At 50.1% G+C, this 14705-nt stretch carries 14 protein-coding genes, 1 tRNA gene and 1 pseudogene; 13 read left to right on the top strand and 3 right to left on the bottom strand.

Annotated features, from left to right (window positions below):
* Positions 1–143 precede the first annotated feature (143 nt).
* Entirely contained in the window at positions 144–1490 is a 1347-nt protein-coding gene (locus CHL74_RS11530; protein WP_094881299.1) for a citrate/2-methylcitrate synthase, read from the top strand.
* Positions 1491–1576: 86 nt separating this feature from the next.
* Positions 1577–2910, top strand: a pseudogene (locus tag CHL74_RS11525) (NADP-specific glutamate dehydrogenase).
* A 650-nt stretch (positions 2911–3560) separates the two neighbouring features.
* Here the strand turns inward: CHL74_RS11525 and CHL74_RS11520 are convergent.
* The gene (locus CHL74_RS11520; protein ID WP_094881297.1) at positions 3561–5237 is read right to left on the bottom strand and encodes a glycoside hydrolase family 10 protein; all 1677 of its coding nucleotides are present in this window, start codon (positions 5235–5237) and stop codon (positions 3561–3563) included.
* A 150-nt stretch (positions 5238–5387) separates the two neighbouring features.
* On the opposite strand from CHL74_RS11520, the gene CHL74_RS11515 reads away from it, so the two are divergent.
* The 8 genes from CHL74_RS11515 to CHL74_RS11480 all read left to right on the top strand — a co-directional run bounded on the left by CHL74_RS11515 (position 5388) and on the right by CHL74_RS11480 (position 10190).
* Positions 5388–5885, top strand: coding sequence for an outer membrane beta-barrel protein (locus tag CHL74_RS11515; RefSeq protein WP_094881296.1), 498 nt, complete (start codon positions 5388–5390; stop codon positions 5883–5885).
* On the top strand, positions 5885–6511 hold the full coding sequence (gene recR / locus CHL74_RS11510) for a recombination mediator RecR (protein WP_094881303.1): 627 nt from the start codon (positions 5885–5887) through the stop codon (positions 6509–6511). Before CHL74_RS11515 ends, recR begins: the two co-directional genes overlap by 1 nt.
* Positions 6508–6921, top strand: a complete 414-nt coding sequence (locus CHL74_RS11505; protein WP_094881294.1) for a hypothetical protein — start codon at positions 6508–6510, stop codon at positions 6919–6921. Before recR ends, CHL74_RS11505 begins: the two co-directional genes overlap by 4 nt.
* A gap of 21 nt (positions 6922–6942) precedes the next feature.
* Positions 6943–8133 carry a glycosyltransferase family 2 protein gene (locus CHL74_RS11500; RefSeq protein ID WP_094881293.1) on the top strand — a complete coding sequence of 397 codons (1191 nt, stop codon included), beginning with the start codon at positions 6943–6945 and terminating at the stop codon, positions 8131–8133.
* A complete protein-coding gene (locus CHL74_RS11495) occupies positions 8130–8642 on the top strand; it encodes a GNAT family N-acetyltransferase (protein WP_094881291.1) in 513 nt (170 codons plus the stop codon). The genes CHL74_RS11500 and CHL74_RS11495 overlap by 4 nt, the downstream gene beginning before the upstream one ends.
* Before the next feature lie 100 nt (positions 8643–8742).
* Positions 8743–8819 (top strand) — tRNA-Asp (locus CHL74_RS11490).
* A 176-nt stretch (positions 8820–8995) separates the two neighbouring features.
* Positions 8996–9484, top strand: a complete 489-nt coding sequence (locus tag CHL74_RS11485) for a DUF4494 domain-containing protein (protein WP_094881290.1) — start codon at positions 8996–8998, stop codon at positions 9482–9484.
* A gap of 31 nt (positions 9485–9515) precedes the next feature.
* Complete coding sequence (locus CHL74_RS11480) at positions 9516–10190, top strand: YggS family pyridoxal phosphate-dependent enzyme (protein WP_094881289.1); 675 nt, start codon at positions 9516–9518, stop codon at positions 10188–10190.
* Positions 10191–10287: 97 nt separating this feature from the next.
* On the opposite strand, the gene CHL74_RS11475 is transcribed toward CHL74_RS11480, so the two are convergent.
* Positions 10288–11106, bottom strand: a complete 819-nt coding sequence (locus CHL74_RS11475) for an EFR1 family ferrodoxin (RefSeq protein ID WP_094881288.1) — start codon at positions 11104–11106, stop codon at positions 10288–10290.
* A gap of 108 nt (positions 11107–11214) precedes the next feature.
* Entirely contained in the window at positions 11215–11607 is a 393-nt protein-coding gene (locus tag CHL74_RS11470; protein WP_094881287.1) for a DUF1573 domain-containing protein, read from the bottom strand.
* Positions 11608–11926: 319 nt separating this feature from the next.
* Here CHL74_RS11470 and aspS point away from each other — a divergent pair, with 319 nt between their 5' ends.
* From aspS to CHL74_RS11455, 3 genes are all read left to right on the top strand, one after another.
* The gene (gene aspS / locus CHL74_RS11465) at positions 11927–13687 is read left to right on the top strand and encodes an aspartate--tRNA ligase (RefSeq protein ID WP_094881286.1); all 1761 of its coding nucleotides are present in this window, start codon (positions 11927–11929) and stop codon (positions 13685–13687) included.
* A 212-nt stretch (positions 13688–13899) separates the two neighbouring features.
* Entirely contained in the window at positions 13900–14202 is a 303-nt protein-coding gene (locus tag CHL74_RS11460; RefSeq protein ID WP_094881285.1) for a winged helix-turn-helix domain-containing protein, read from the top strand.
* 138 nt (positions 14203–14340) lie between these two features.
* Positions 14341–14697 carry a hypothetical protein gene (locus CHL74_RS11455; RefSeq protein WP_254923287.1) on the top strand — a complete coding sequence of 119 codons (357 nt, stop codon included), beginning with the start codon at positions 14341–14343 and terminating at the stop codon, positions 14695–14697.
* Positions 14698–14705 lie beyond the last annotated feature (8 nt).

The following is a 14705-nucleotide window of genomic DNA, read 5'->3' as shown; positions in this document are numbered from 1 at the left end:
ATCAACGAGTTATGCAACTTTTCAAAGAACTATTTCGCAATATAAAGTGTTAAATGTCAGCAACTTAACGAGCTGAATTCTTGCACTTTTTATGTCAGATTTATATCTAAATTTTGAACACTCTACCTCTAAGGTAAAAAGATATGAACAAGGACTATTTGATTTATAAGCTGTCTGACGAGGTTAAGACATCATGCAAGATTGACACAGGATTGTTTCAGAAGTATGGTGTGAAACGTGGTTTGCGCAATGAAGACGGCAGCGGTGTGCTTGTAGGTCTTACCAATATCGGAAACGTGGTTGGATACGAGCGCGACGCTGAAGGCGGTCTTGTGCCTACTGAGGGTAAGCTTTTCTATCGTGGCTATGAGCTGAACGAGCTTGTCACGCCTCTCATCGAAGAGCATCGTTTCGGCTTTGAGGAGATAGCCTATCTTCTTTTGTCTGGCAATCTGCCCGACAAGGAAGATCTCGAGTCGTTCAAGCAGCTTATCAATGAGAATATGTCGCTCGACCATAAGACCATCGTACATATCATAGACCTCGAAGGCTCTAACATCATGAACATCCTTGCGCGCAGCGTGCTTGAGATGTATACTTTCGACCCCACGCCCGACGACCTTTCGCGCGACAATCTCATGCGTCAGGCTGTGGAACTTATAGCGCGTTTCCCCACCGTCATAGCCTACGCTTACAACATCTATCGTCACAGCGTGCAGGGACGTTCGCTGCACATACGCCATCCAAGGGAGAACATGTCCATAGCGGAGAACTTCCTCTACATGCTCAAGCACGAGGACTTTACGGAGCTTGATGCGCGAATGCTTGACCTCCTGCTCGTCATTCAGGCGGAGCATGGCGGCGGTAACAACTCCACCTTCACCGTCCGCGTTACGTCGTCCAGCCGCACCGACACTTACTCGAGCATTGCTGCCGGCATCGGTTCGCTGAAGGGTCCGCTTCATGGCGGAGCCAACATAAAGGTGATAAACATGCTGCATCATCTTATGGAGAACATCCATGACTGGACGTCGGTGGACGAGATTGACACTTATCTGAACCGCATCCTTAACAAGGAGGCATACGACGGTGCAGGTCTGATATACGGCATCGGTCATGCTGTCTATACGCTCAGCGATCCTCGCGCCAAGCAGCTCAAGAGGCTTGCCGGCGAACTGGCACGCGAGAAGGGACGCGAAGCCGAATACGATTTCCTCCGACTCCTTGAACAGGAGGGCATAAAGTGTGTGCAGGCACATCGCAAGACGGCAAAGCCGATATGCGCCAACGTCGACTTCTATTCGGGCTTCATCTACGAGATGATAGGTCTGCCGCAGGAAATCTATACGCCGATGTTCGCTATGGCGCGTATCGTAGGCTGGATGGCGCACAGAATAGAGGAGCTAAACTTCGAGGGGCGCCGCATCATACGCCCTGCATACAAGAACGTGCTCGGCGTGAAGGAATACACACCGCTCAGCGAGAGGTGATGTCTCGCGTACGTATTAAGATAGATATAGTTTGAATTTTAGAAAAGGATAATAATCATATTAATCAAAAACACCAACAAAAAACAATGAAAGCAACAGAAATCGTAGAGCGTCTTAACCAGCGCTTCCCCAACGAGCCTGAGTACATCCAGGCTGTGAGCCAGGTTCTCGGTACCATTGAGGATGAGTATAACCGCCATCCCGAGTTCGACCGTGCCAACCTCATTGAGCGTCTTTGCATACCTGACCGCATCATCTCCTTCCGTGTGACATGGGTGGACGACAAGGGCAACGTGCAGACCAATATGGGTTATCGTATTCAGCACAACAACGCCATCGGTCCGTACAAGGGCGGCATTCGCTTTCATTCTTCCGTCAATCCCTCCATCCTTAAGTTCCTTGCCTTCGAGCAGACCTTCAAGAATGCGCTCACCACGCTGCCGATGGGAGGCGCCAAGGGCGGTTCCGACTTCTCTCCGCGTGGCAAGAGCAATGCTGAGGTGATGCGTTTCTGTCAGGCTTTCATGAACGAGCTTTATCGCCACATCGGTCCTGATGAGGACGTTCCGGCTGGCGACATCGGCGTAGGCGGTCGTGAGGTCGGCTATATGTTCGGCCAGTATAAGAAGCTCACCCATACTTTCGTCGGCGTGCTTACCGGCAAGGGGCAGGAGTTCGGTGGATCGCTCATCCGTCCCGAGGCTACGGGTTACGGCAACGTCTATTTCCTTGAGAACATGCTCAAGACCCGCGGCATCGAGCTTGCAGGAAAGCGTGTCCTCGTGAGCGGCTCGGGCAATGTGGCTCAGTACACCGTGGAGAAGCTCATCCAGCTTGGTGCGGTGCCCGTGACATTGTCTGATTCGGACGGTTATATCTACGATCCGGACGCATCGACGCCGAGAAACTTGCCTATGTGAAGGAGTTGAAGAACGTGGAGCGCGGTCGTATCCGTGAGTATGCTGAGGAATACGGCGTAAAGTACGTGGCTGGTGCACGTCCTTGGGGCGAGAAGGCAGACATCGCCCTTCCGTCTGCCACGCAGAACGAGATTGACGGCGACGACGCACGCACGCTTGTTGCCAACGGTGTGATTGCCGTTAGCGAGGGTGCCAACATGCCTTCCACGCCGGAGGCCATCAAGGTGTTCCAGGAAGCCGGACTGCTTTATGCTCCCGGCAAGGCAGCCAATGCAGGTGGTGTGGCAGTTTCGGGTCTTGAGATGAGTCAGAATTCGGAGCGTCTCCGCTGGAGCAGCGAGGAGGTTGACGCCAAGCTTCACGGCATTATGAACGACATCCATGCCAACTGCGTGAAGTACGGCACACAGCCTGACGGCTACATCAATTACGTCCGCGGTGCCAACGTTGCCGGATTCCTGAAGGTTGCTAAGGCAATGATGGCGCAGGGAATTGTCTAAAACAGCGCCATTAGTATTTAGAATAAATTGAAGCGAGAGCTCATTTCTGTCGGAATGGACTCTCGCTTCTTTTGGTATAAGCGCTTACGGGAACTGAATCAATATTTTTTAACAAGAAGACATGAAGACAGGTTTCATCCTATCAATTAAAACTGAACAACTCATAATGCGCCATGGCGCACAATTCCTAATTCAAAACTCAAAATTCCTAATTCGGACGGCGTCCGCCGTCCGCTATGCAAATATCGTCCAAAGAGTAAAAACTTGTTACAAAATAAAAATTGATTCTAGAGATTTAGATTGCTGTTTTTATGGTGTTTTACTGTGCAAACAGCCCCATGCTTAACAATAGCGCCACTTTTACACTACAATAGTGCCACTATTAGAGTGCAAAAGTGGCGCTATTGCATGATAAAAGTGGCGCTATTGTAGTGTAAAAGTGGCGCTATTGCAACCCAATGATGCTTGTTTAGCTCAGTCATTCATTGCACATTTCTCTTCTTAGTAGCGTAATCTACAGAGTGTCAGTGTGTTATTATTACACGCTCAAAACTCAAGAATTTCGCACCAAAGATTTCTTAGTGCGTTCAACTCATAGTATTGAGCATCAGGAATGCAAATATTGTCTCGGCAAAACCTCCATTTTATGGCTAAATCCTCTTTACGATAAACGTGCCCAGACGGTGGCTTCTTCCCTTGCGGTTTAGGGTTCGCAGGTGGTAGATGCCGTTGGGGATGCTGGTGATGTTCACGGTGGTGGAGAGGCGCTTGTAGGGGAGTGTGGCTACAGCCGCCCCCTGCATTGTCTCTACGAGCAGATACTGTGCGTCGGTGAGCATCACTTCGTCAGGCACTTGCAGTATGCGACCGTCGCACTTCAGCAAGTCGGGGCTTTGCTGCGGGGCTGACGTGTAGGCTGTGTAAGCTTCCTGAAGGGCAAGGCTTTCGTTGCCGTAGCGGTCGGTGGCGGTCACGGCGTAATGGCGTCCCTTTTCTGACGGGATGAGCAGGGAGCGTGCTTGGCGGCGTATAGCCACGAGGTTGCGGGCGTCCTTTGTGTCCACGGGATAGGAGGTGGATGAATAGACGTTGAAGAGCATCATGGTGGTGTCCTTCACCTGATGTTGCCATGTCATGCGCATGGCGCCGTCCTTCTGCGTCGTGAAGGTAAGGTCGTATGGCTTTTTGGGGGACGCAGCCTTTGCCCATGTCATCGGCGGGATGAGAGACGGATACGTGCCGTATTCGTTTGTGGCGAAATCGTAGATGCCCTTAGTGTTGTCCGTGAAGAACTTCGATCGGAAATAGGCGTGACCCATGCCGATGTCGCGCAGGAAGAAGAGCTGGCGGGTGATGTCGGTCAATGGCCAGTCTTTCTCTCTTGGCGACATGAAATAGATGCCAAGGCCAGGCACGACAATCCTTCCGTGGCTCTGCTCCTTCCAGTCAAGAGCAAATGGGAAGAAGTTGTTGTCGCGGAAATACATCATCGGGAACACCTCGTCCATGAGTCCGTCACGTAGCCATGCCACGGCGTCCTGATAAACCGTGTTGTATGCGTCCCATCCATGACTCCAATAGCGTGACGTGTTGTCATACTTGCCAATCGGCGAGCAGCTCATCTTCACCCACGGCTTGAGAGTCTTGACGCGCTTTGATATGGTACGTACGATGCGTGTGATATTTTCGCGTGCCACGCTCGGGTTCAGCTTCTTTAGCTTGGGCAGATTCTCGGGATAGCGTATATAGTCGAGGTGGATGCCGTCGATGTCGTAGCCGCGTGTCACCTCCTCGCAGATATCCGCAAGGTAGTTGGCGGTCTGTGCCGACTCGGGGTTCATATATCCGTCTGCCTTTATCTTTATGATGTTGCCCGGCATCTTGCTGCGCAGGCGCTTACATCCGAGTGCGTCCCACTTTCCCACGGGCATTGTCACAATCCATGCGTGTGCCTCCATGCCACGCTTGTGACACTCGTCGATGGCAAAGCGCAGCGCGTCGTAATCTGGGCTCTTGCCCGGAAATCCGGACAGACATCCGTCCCACGGCTCGATGTTGGAGGGATAGATGACGGTGCCGCGTATGCGGGTCTGCAGTAGCACGGTATTGATGCCCGCCTTCTCCAGACGGTCAAGGATGGAGCGCAGTTCGTCCTTCTGCTTCTCTATAGACCATACTGACTGGGCGTATGAATGTGGCCAGTCGATGCCGCCGATGGTGGTTAGCCATACAGCACGCACCTCATGCTTGGGCTGTGAGGAGGCGGAAGTGAAGAATGCTGTGGCGATTATTAATGTAGCTAATAATTTTCTGATAATTCTTGTCATGTGTGGATTGTTTTACTTTTTGGATTGCAAAGTTATATATTTCCCGTAAAAAAAACTAAAGGGCTGTCTTATTATTGTCATGTCACATGGATGTGAGTAGAGATATTTTTATTACTTTTGCAATTACAATAACTATATCCATTCATATTTATGAGAAAGAAACTTATTGCGATGGCGGTAGCCCTTCTTACTACGGTAGCCGCAAATGCCCAGTTTGAGGCCGGAAAGGTGTATGTCGGAGGTTCGCTGACGGGGCTTAATATGAAATATACGGGTGCTGACAAGTTTACGCTTGGCGTGCAGGCACAGGCAGGCTATATGGTTTCGGACGACCTTATGCTCCTCGGACAGACTTCATACGAGCGTAGCGGCAATGACGCCGTACCCACCAAGTTTATGGTGGGCGTGGGCGGACGCTACTATATAGAGCAGAACGGCGTCTTCCTCGGTGCCAACTGTAAGTTTCTGCATGCCAGCGGCGGTTATGACGACATCATGCCGGGCGTGGAAGTGGGTTACGCCTTCTTCCTCAGTCGCACGGTGACCGTAGAGCCAGCCATATATTACGACCAGTCGTTCAAGAAGCACAGCGACTTTTCCACAATCGGCCTACGCCTCGGCGTGGGAATTTATCTCTTCAAGGAATGATGGAGGAAGCTTATCCGTCGAAACTCCTGGAGAAGGCCGTGGCTGAATTCTCGAAACTGCCGGGGATAGGGCGCAAGACATCGCTGCGCCTTGTCCTCGATATGCTGCGCCGTCCCGAAGAGGAGGTCAGCGCCTTTGCCAATGCCCTAACGGACATGCGCTCCAACATAAAGTATTGTCAGGTCTGCCACAACATCAGCGACACCGACATCTGCCCGATATGCGCCGACCGTCAGCGTGACGCCTCCACGATATGCGTTGTGGAGAACATACGTGACGTCATGGCTGTGGAGCATACGCAGCAGTATCGCGGGCTCTATCATGTGCTGGGCGGTATCATATCGCCGATGGACGGCATCGGACCGAGCGATATCGAGGTGGACTCGCTTGTGGAGCGCGTGGCGAACGGTGGAGTGAAGGAGGTGATTTTGGCTTTAAGCTCTACGATGGAGGGCGACACCACCAACTTCTATATCTCGCGCAAGCTCTCGGGCTACGACGTGGTGGTGAGCGTCATTGCACGCGGCATATCCGTGGGCGACGAACTGGAATATACCGATGAGGTGACGCTGGGCAGAGCTTTGCTCAACCGCACGGTGATGAATAACGACAACAACGAACGATGAAGAAAACACAACAATCATTGATGGCGACGTACATAGCGTCGCTTGCCATATCGGGTTTGACGGTGGTGCTGTTCGAGACAGAACTCCTGCCCTCCGGCATCCTTAAGAGCGGTGGCAGCGACGAGTTTGTGCTGACGATGGTGATGGAGCTGGTTTCCATCTGCGCCATTCCCTTCATGCTGCGCCTCTTCCGCTTTGAGGCCATACGCAAGAAGCTGGTGTCGGCGGAGGCATTGCTGCGCTTCGGTATGACGCGTCTGCTGGCGCTTTGCCTGCCGATGGTGATAAACACCATACTGTATTATCTGTATATGAACGTGGCGTTCGGCTATCTGGCCATTGTCCTGCTGCTGGCGCTCACCTTTATTGTTCCGACAAAGGCGCGTTGCGAGTCGGAGATAAATAAATAATCCCAAAAATCATACATACCATTGAAACTCTCTGTTATAATAGTAAGCTATAAGGTAAGGTTCTATCTGGAGCAATGTCTGCTGGCTGTGGAGAAGGCAACGGAAGGCATTGAGGCGGAGATATATGTCGTGGACAACCATTCCGGCGACGGTACCGTGGAATATATCACCGAACGCTTTCCTGAGATAAACTTCATAAACAGCAACCATAACCTCGGCTTCTCACGTGCCAACAACGTGGCCATAAAGCAAAGCTGTGGCGAGTATGTGCTGCTGCTCAATCCTGACACCATCGTGGCTGAAGACTCCATCCGTGACGTGCTCAGCTTCATGGAAGACCATCCAAATGCGGGTGGGGCAGGAGTGAGGATGCTCTGCGACGACGGACGCTCGGCTATGGAGTCGCGCCGCGGTCTGCCTTCGCCGATGACGGCTTTCTATAAGATGAGTGGTCTGTGCGCCAAGTATCCTCAGAGCCGACGTTTCGGCAAGTACTATATGAGTTATCTCTCGTGGGACGAGCCGACGCAGATAGAGGTGATAAGCGGTGCTTTCTGCATGCTCAGACGCTCGGCGCTGGACAAGATAGGCTTGCTGGACGAAGACTTCTTTATGTACGGCGAGGACATCGACCTCTCTTACCGCCTCTTGAAGGGAGGTTATGAGAACTGGTATCTGCCTTCCGTGATATTGCATTACAAGGGAGAGAGCGCACATAAGTCGTCTTTCCGTTACGTGCACGTCTTCTATGACGCCATGCTGATATTCTTCCGCAAGCATTACGGCGGCATGAGTCTGCTGGTTTCGCTGCCCGTAAAGACCGCCATCTACGTGAAGGCCACGGCGACGTTCGTGAAGATGCAGATACATTCCGTGGAGAAAAAGCTCGGACTGCTAAGCCATCGCAAACGCATTACGCCACATTATATATTTATAGGATCGCGTAAGGCGGTGGCGAAGTGTCGTCAGATAGCGAAGCGCAACGCCTTGGAAGCCGACTTCTTCGAAGGGCATGCCAACGATATGCCGGACGGACATCTGGGCTTGGATGTGCAGGATGCGGCACGTACGTACGTGGTGTACGATACGGGAGCATACAGCTATAAGGACATATTTGGCATCTTCCAGCGCAGTCCAAAGGAAACGGTGCGCATCGGAACCTATAATCCGAAGACCAATATAGTGATAACCGGTGAGGACATATTCAAATGAATGATGACGCTATTGTGAGGCTGAGGGCCATGGAGCCTGAAGACCTCGACTTTCTCTACGCTATGGAGAATGACAAGGAGGTGTGGGACGTCGGTTGTACGAACGTTCCTTACTCGCGCTACGTGCTGCATGACTACATCGCCAATGCTTCTAACGACATTTATGCCGACGGACAGGTGAGGATGGTGATGGAGGACCGGAGCGGCAATAGGGTGGGACTGGTGGATGTCTTCAACTTTGACGCCTCCAACAGACGCGCTGAAGTGAGCGTAGTGGTGATGGCGGAGTATCGTGGACGCGGTCTGGCACGCGACGCAGTGCGCCAGGTGTGTCATTATGCGCTACGCACTCTCCACCTACATCAGCTCTATGCCATCATCGCTACGGACAATATGGCATCACAGCAGCTTTTTTCTGAAACTGGCTTTACGGGGTGTAATGTGCTGAAAGAGTGGCTGTTTGATGGCATGACGTACAAGGATGCGATAGTAATGCAGAAAATTTTTTAAAAAAAAGAGATGAAAAGTTTTGGAGTTTCAGAAAAAATCTCTACCTTTGCACTCGCTAAAAAAATGACACGGTAGCCATCCAAAAGCAATTAGTGATTTTGGTGCGTTAGTTCAGTTGGTTAGAATACATGCCTGTCACGCATGGGGTCACGAGTTCGAGTCTCGTACGCACCGCCAACTAAGATGAAGCTGGAAGAACGAAATGTTTTTCCGGCTTTTTTGTTTGTATATGCCCCGGAAATAATAAATATCGTAAACTACATTTATTATTCAGAATTAATTATTAATTTTGTCTTCCCTTATCGTTGGGCAAACGACAAAACGAACGAAAAGATAAAAACATAAAAAGACAAATGAGATCAAGAACAGCAAATTGGTTTGAGACCACAGTGCGTTACGAGCGCCAGACAGAGGATGGTCAGAAGAAGGTGAACGAGACATACGTAGTGGACGCTCTCACTTTCGGTGAGGCAGAAGAGGTGATAACAAAGGAGATGGAGCCATATGTAAGCGGCGACTTCAACGTAAAGAGCATTTCGCCTGCTTCGTACGGTGAGATTTTCTTCAGCGATAACGAGAACGACAGCCACTGGTATAAGGCTAAGCTCGCCTTCGTAGTGGTGGACGAGAAGACTGCAAAGGAGAAGCGTTCTAATGTGAACTTCCTCGTGCAGGCAGCTTCATTCAACGCTGCTGTGAAGAACATCGACGAATCGATGGGCAAGACTGCCATCGACTATGAGATTGTGAACATCGCAGACACAAAGATTATGGACGTCTTCGAGCACAACGCTCCTCTCAAGAAGGAGGAGAAGAACGACAAGCCGGAGTTCGAAGGATAAAAAGAATAAAAAAACTAACACAACAACTGGTATGGATACGGACATCGCACGCAGACTGCAGGAGGTGAAGGACAATCTGCCGGACAGCACAAGGCTGGTGGCAGTAAGCAAGTTTCATCCTGCGGAGTTGATACGCGAGGCTTATGATGCCGGACAACGCTTGTTCGGTGAGAGCCGCGAACAGGAACTTGCAGCGAAAGTGAAGGAACTTCCGCGTGACATAGAATGGCACTTCATTGGTCATCTTCAGACCAATAAGGTGAAGTTTATAGCGCCTTACATATCTATGATAGACGCTGTAGACTCGCTGAAGCTGCTTCGCGAGATAAACAAGCAGGCTGCGGCGAACGGACGTGTCATAAAGGTGCTTCTCGAGCTTCATATTGCGGAGGAGGAGACCAAGTACGGTCTGTCACTCGACGCTTGCCGCGAACTCCTGGAGAAAGGGGAGTGGCGCGAGATGAAGAACGTGCAGATATGCGGACTGATGATGATGGCGTCGCACGTCAGCGACGAGGATGTCATCAGAAAGGAATTCTGCCTCGCTGCCGATTTCTTCGACGAGATGAAGGCACGCTACTTCGCTGACGACGACAGCTTTTGCGAGCGTTCGTGGGGCATGAGCCATGACTATAAGATAGCCGTAGAATGCCGCTCGACGATGGTACGTGTCGGTACGTATATCTTCGGAGAAAGACAGTATTAAAGATATAAAAAGAAAAGGAAGTTCAGGTGATATGATCCCGAACTTCCTTTTCTTTTTTTTGCTTTTGTAATAATGTTTTGATGATTATACTTTGCTATTATCGTTTCTCGTTCTTCTCGTAATAGTATTGTCCTTTGCCCTTTGTGCGTCCGCCGTATTCGATGGCGCGGGTGGGGCAATGGTGATAGCAGGCGAAGCATGACAGACACTTGCCGTTGCGTTTCCATTGTGGCGTACATCCCTTCACGAAGCTGATGTCGCCGACGGGACATACAGCAGCACACTTTCCGCATTTTATGCACTTCTTGGCATCAACGCGGAACGGGCGGTCGCCGATTATCCATTTAGTGAAAGCTTCGCCTATGAGTCGGCTGTTGATGCGTGGCCATCTGCCTACGGTAATGTCGCGGATGCCTGCCTTGTGGCATTTTATGTCAGCGATGAAATCCTGGAGACGGCGGTCAGCCTCGGTCTTCTTCCTGCGTTCCGCTTCAGCTTTGTCCACGTCCATGAACGGCAGACCCACATACGATTCTGGCATGAGCAGCGATATGCAGCTGTCCGTCTTTATGCCCACAGCTGCAAGGTCGGCTTCGAAGATGTCCATTGCCTCACCGACTGTATCACCTGCTGTGCATACTGCATAGCAATAGTTGTCGGTTGTCTTGCTGATGCGTAGCCTACGGATGAAATTCCTTACAGCCAATGGCGGACGCCATCCGTGTACGGGAAAGCAGAATGCGAGGCTTTCGTCTGTTGGCAGGGTGTAACTGAATGTCCGCTCCTTGTCCGTAGCGTCTTCTTCGTCAGCTTTTCTTAGTTCCGCGGCTATGTCAATAAGAGTGTCTCCGGTGGCTTCCGCTATCTTATGCGCAGCCCATCGGGTGTTGCCCGTGCAGGAGAAATAGAATATCATGATGAGCTTGTATTTTTGTGGGGTGGGTTATGGCTATAAAAAAAGTAGAGATCAGCATCACCGGTCTCTACCTTTATTATTAATTAATGAATGTTTGTTTGCTAAGCTTTAGTTTGCCTCTTCCATGACTCCCTCAATGTAAAGACGTGTCAGCTCCGTCACACCGTTGGTACGGACTGTGATGGTCTTCTTGAAGTGTCCGGGGAAAGCGCCCTTGCCGTTGTAGGTAACCTTTATCTCACCCTTCTCGCCCGGCTTGATGGGAGTCTTGGTGTAAGAAGGCACCGTGCAGCCGCAACTTGCCACAGCCTGATTGATTACCAACGGGGCTGTTCCGGCGTTGACAAAGGTGAATACACATTTCTGTACCGGTTCTTTCTCAGAGAACTTTCCAAAGTTGTAGACCACCTTTTCAAACTTGATGGAGGCCTGATTCTGCTGTCCCATGGCATAGCATACGCTCATAAGCAGCATGATGGACATTATCAAAAATTTTTTCATATTCTCTTGATTATGTATTATAACGTTGCAAAATTAGTAATTTTGTGGTTTTGACAGCCTGTTACGGGCTTTTTTTTACATTTATTATATTTCCAGCCTATTAATATTCCACATTTTAACGTTGGATATATCTTATTGCGCTGTAGGGAGCTATGTGGTTATGTGGCTGTGGAATGTGGCAATATTGTGGAAAGAGTACCTAAAACTGAAAATAAATTTGGCTATTTGGCGCAAACACTATACCTTTGTAGAGATAAAATGTAGCCAAGTGGCTATATGGCATTATAGGAAAATAATCATAACATATATATTTATAAAAATGTATAGAACGAACACATGCGGAGAGCTCAGGCTCTCAGATGCCGGCAAGGAGGTAACACTCGCCGGATGGGTACAGCGCGTAAGAAAGATGGGAGGCATGATTTTTGCCGACTTGCGCGACCGTTATGGTATCACACAGCTGGTCTTTAACGATTCTGACGACAGTGAATTGTGTGCTCGCGCTTCTAAGCTCGGACGCGAATTCTGCATTCAGGTAAAGGGCACAGTAAACGAGCGTGAGAGTAAGAACGCCAATCTTCCGACTGGCGACGTAGAGATTATCGTAAAGGAACTCAACGTCCTCTCGCCGAGCGCCACACCTCCGTTCACAATTGAGGACAATACTGACGGCGGTGATGACATCCGTATGAAGTATCGCTATCTGGATCTTCGCCGTCCCATGGTGCGCAAGAATCTGGAACTGCGCCACCGTATGACCATACTTATCCGTAACTTCCTTGATGCACAGAACTTCATTGAGGTGGAGACACCTATCCTTATCGGATCGACACCGGAGGGTGCACGCGACTTCGTGGTGCCTTCACGTATGAATCCGGGACAGTTCTATGCGCTTCCGCAGAGCCCGCAGACTCTGAAGCAGCTTCTTATGGTCAGCGGTTTCGACCGTTACTTCCAGATTGCAAAGTGCTTCCGTGACGAGGACCTTCGTGCTGACCGTCAGCCTGAGTTTACACAGATTGACTGTGAGATGTCGTTCGTCGATCAGGATGATGTCATCAATCTGTTTGAGGATATGGCTCGTCACCTCTTTAAGGAAATCCGTGGCGTGGAGCTTCCTGCCAAGCTGCAGCAGATGACATGGCATGAGGCTATGCGCCGCTTCGGTAGCGACAAGCCGGATCTCCGCTTCGGCATGGAGTTCGTGGAGTTTATGGACGTGCTGAAGGGCACTGGCACATTCTCTGTATTCAACGACGCTGCCTACATCGGCGGTATCTGCGTTCCGGGTTGCGCCAACTATACACGCAAGCAGCTCGACCAGTTAACAGACTTCGTAAAGCGTCCGCAGGTCGGCGCCAAGGGTCTTGTGTATATCAAGTTCAACGAGGACGGAACTGTGAAGTCTTCAGTGGACAAGTTCTACACGCCTGAGGTTCTGGCAAAGGTGAAAGAGGCAGCCGGCGCAAAGGACGGCGACCTCGTGCTTATCCTTTCTGGCGACAATGCCAACAAGACACGCGTGCAGCTTTGCTCGCTCCGTCTGGAGATGGGCGACCGTCTCGGACTCAGAGACAAGGACAAGTTTGAGTGTCTGTGGATTATTGACTTCCCGCTCTTTGAGTGGAGCGACGAGGAGCAGCGTCTCATGGCCACGCACCATCCATTCACAATGCCTAATCCAGACGACATTCCTCTCCTCGACGAGCATCCGGAGCAGGTACGCGCAAAGGCTTACGACTTTGTTTGCAACGGCATCGAGGTAGGCGGCGGTAGCTTGCGTATCCATGACAGCAAGCTGCAGGAGAAGATGTTCGGCATCCTCGGCTTCACTGAGGAGAGAGCGATGGCACAGTTCGGATTCCTTATCAATGCCTTCAAGTACGGAGCACCACCTCACGCAGGTCTGGCTTTCGGACTCGACCGCTTCGTCTCTATCATGGCAGGTCTCGACTCAATCCGTGACTGCATCGCATTCCCGAAGAACAACTCTGGACGCGACGTAATGCTGGACGCTCCGTCTGCTATTGATCAGAAGCAGTTGGACGAACTGTTGCTTGACATCCGCAAGCATGATTAAAAAGATAATGTGATATTCTTGACTGCCAGTCAGATAAGTAAAATATGTTGACATAAGTCAAGAAATACAATTCATACACAAAAGGAGCCCGATTATTCGGGCTTTTTTTGTGTAATTATTATCCATTTGTTAAAAAAATGCTTACTTTTGTAAAAGATAAATATTCTATTCGTCCTTATATGATAGAATTGTTAATGTTTTTATACTAAATTATGACAGAAAAGAAAGCAACAGTTAAGAAGACTGCGACAAAGAAGGTCGCAACCGCAAAGACAGCTACTACCAAGAAGACTACTGCAAAGAAGGCTGAGGTTGTAGTTGATGTAAATGCAGAGAATGTAGGTTTCCGTGCTGGAGACGTATATCAGGCATTGGCAGCCGCTGAGAAGCCGCTGAGTGTGGTAGAGATTGCTAAAGCAGCAAGCATCAGCAACGAAGAAGTTTATCTCGGAATCGGCTGGCTCTTGAAGGAGGGCAAGATCAAGGCTGAGGAAAACCTCCTCACCCTCGCCTAAATTGCGAGAAACCAATACATCGAAAGGAGTTGTCCGCATTTATGTGAACAACTCCTTTTTTAGCTTTTATATATATATGTGTGTTATACGCACGCATAACTTCTTGCCTTGAGTTTAAATTAAGAATCCTTGCCACTGATGACAAATATAAAATACGAAACAGAAATCATACGGGTGCTGCATGCCGCAGGTCAGGAAGGACTTTCTGTGCAGAAAATATCGCTGCATGTGAGGAATGCGTGCAGCTCGCTCTTCGAACCACTCGACATGGAGGAGGTGCATCGTTATGTGCAGGCATGGCTTGCGCGTAACGTGAAGGGGTGTTGCCCTATGGTTCTGCGTACGGCAAGGAGAGGAGTGTATGTCATCAATATGGAGTCGCGTAAGGTAAGACAGCTGGAGCTGGAGTTTCTTGATACAGACGAGCCACAAACGATAGGTGACGAATGCGCTGATAATGTCTCTGACGAGGAACTTCAACTTACTTTCCTATAGCCCCAAAA

This window comes from Prevotella sp. 885, assembly GCF_002265625.1.
GTDB lineage: Bacteria > Bacteroidota > Bacteroidia > Bacteroidales > Bacteroidaceae > Prevotella.
Note: the sequence above shows the minus strand (reverse complement) of the source record. Positions and strands in the feature narration are given on the sequence as shown.

Coding starts and splice junctions, on each gene's coding strand:
- CHL74_RS11530 (WP_094881299.1), top strand. CDS start 144: ATGAACAAGGACTATTTGATTTATAAGCTGTCTGACGAGGTTAAGACA.
- CHL74_RS11520 (WP_094881297.1), bottom strand. CDS start 5,237: ATGACAAGAATTATCAGAAAATTATTAGCTACATTAATAATCGCCACA.
- CHL74_RS11515 (WP_094881296.1), top strand. CDS start 5,388: ATGAGAAAGAAACTTATTGCGATGGCGGTAGCCCTTCTTACTACGGTA.
- recR (WP_094881303.1), top strand. CDS start 5,885: ATGGAGGAAGCTTATCCGTCGAAACTCCTGGAGAAGGCCGTGGCTGAA.
- CHL74_RS11505 (WP_094881294.1), top strand. CDS start 6,508: ATGAAGAAAACACAACAATCATTGATGGCGACGTACATAGCGTCGCTT.
- CHL74_RS11495 (WP_094881291.1), top strand. CDS start 8,130: ATGAATGATGACGCTATTGTGAGGCTGAGGGCCATGGAGCCTGAAGAC.
- CHL74_RS11485 (WP_094881290.1), top strand. CDS start 8,996: ATGAGATCAAGAACAGCAAATTGGTTTGAGACCACAGTGCGTTACGAG.
- CHL74_RS11480 (WP_094881289.1), top strand. CDS start 9,516: ATGGATACGGACATCGCACGCAGACTGCAGGAGGTGAAGGACAATCTG.
- CHL74_RS11475 (WP_094881288.1), bottom strand. CDS start 11,106: ATGATATTCTATTTCTCCTGCACGGGCAACACCCGATGGGCTGCGCAT.
- CHL74_RS11470 (WP_094881287.1), bottom strand. CDS start 11,607: ATGAAAAAATTTTTGATAATGTCCATCATGCTGCTTATGAGCGTATGC.
- aspS (WP_094881286.1), top strand. CDS start 11,927: ATGTATAGAACGAACACATGCGGAGAGCTCAGGCTCTCAGATGCCGGC.
- CHL74_RS11460 (WP_094881285.1), top strand. CDS start 13,900: ATGACAGAAAAGAAAGCAACAGTTAAGAAGACTGCGACAAAGAAGGTC.
- CHL74_RS11455 (WP_254923287.1), top strand. CDS start 14,341: ATGACAAATATAAAATACGAAACAGAAATCATACGGGTGCTGCATGCC.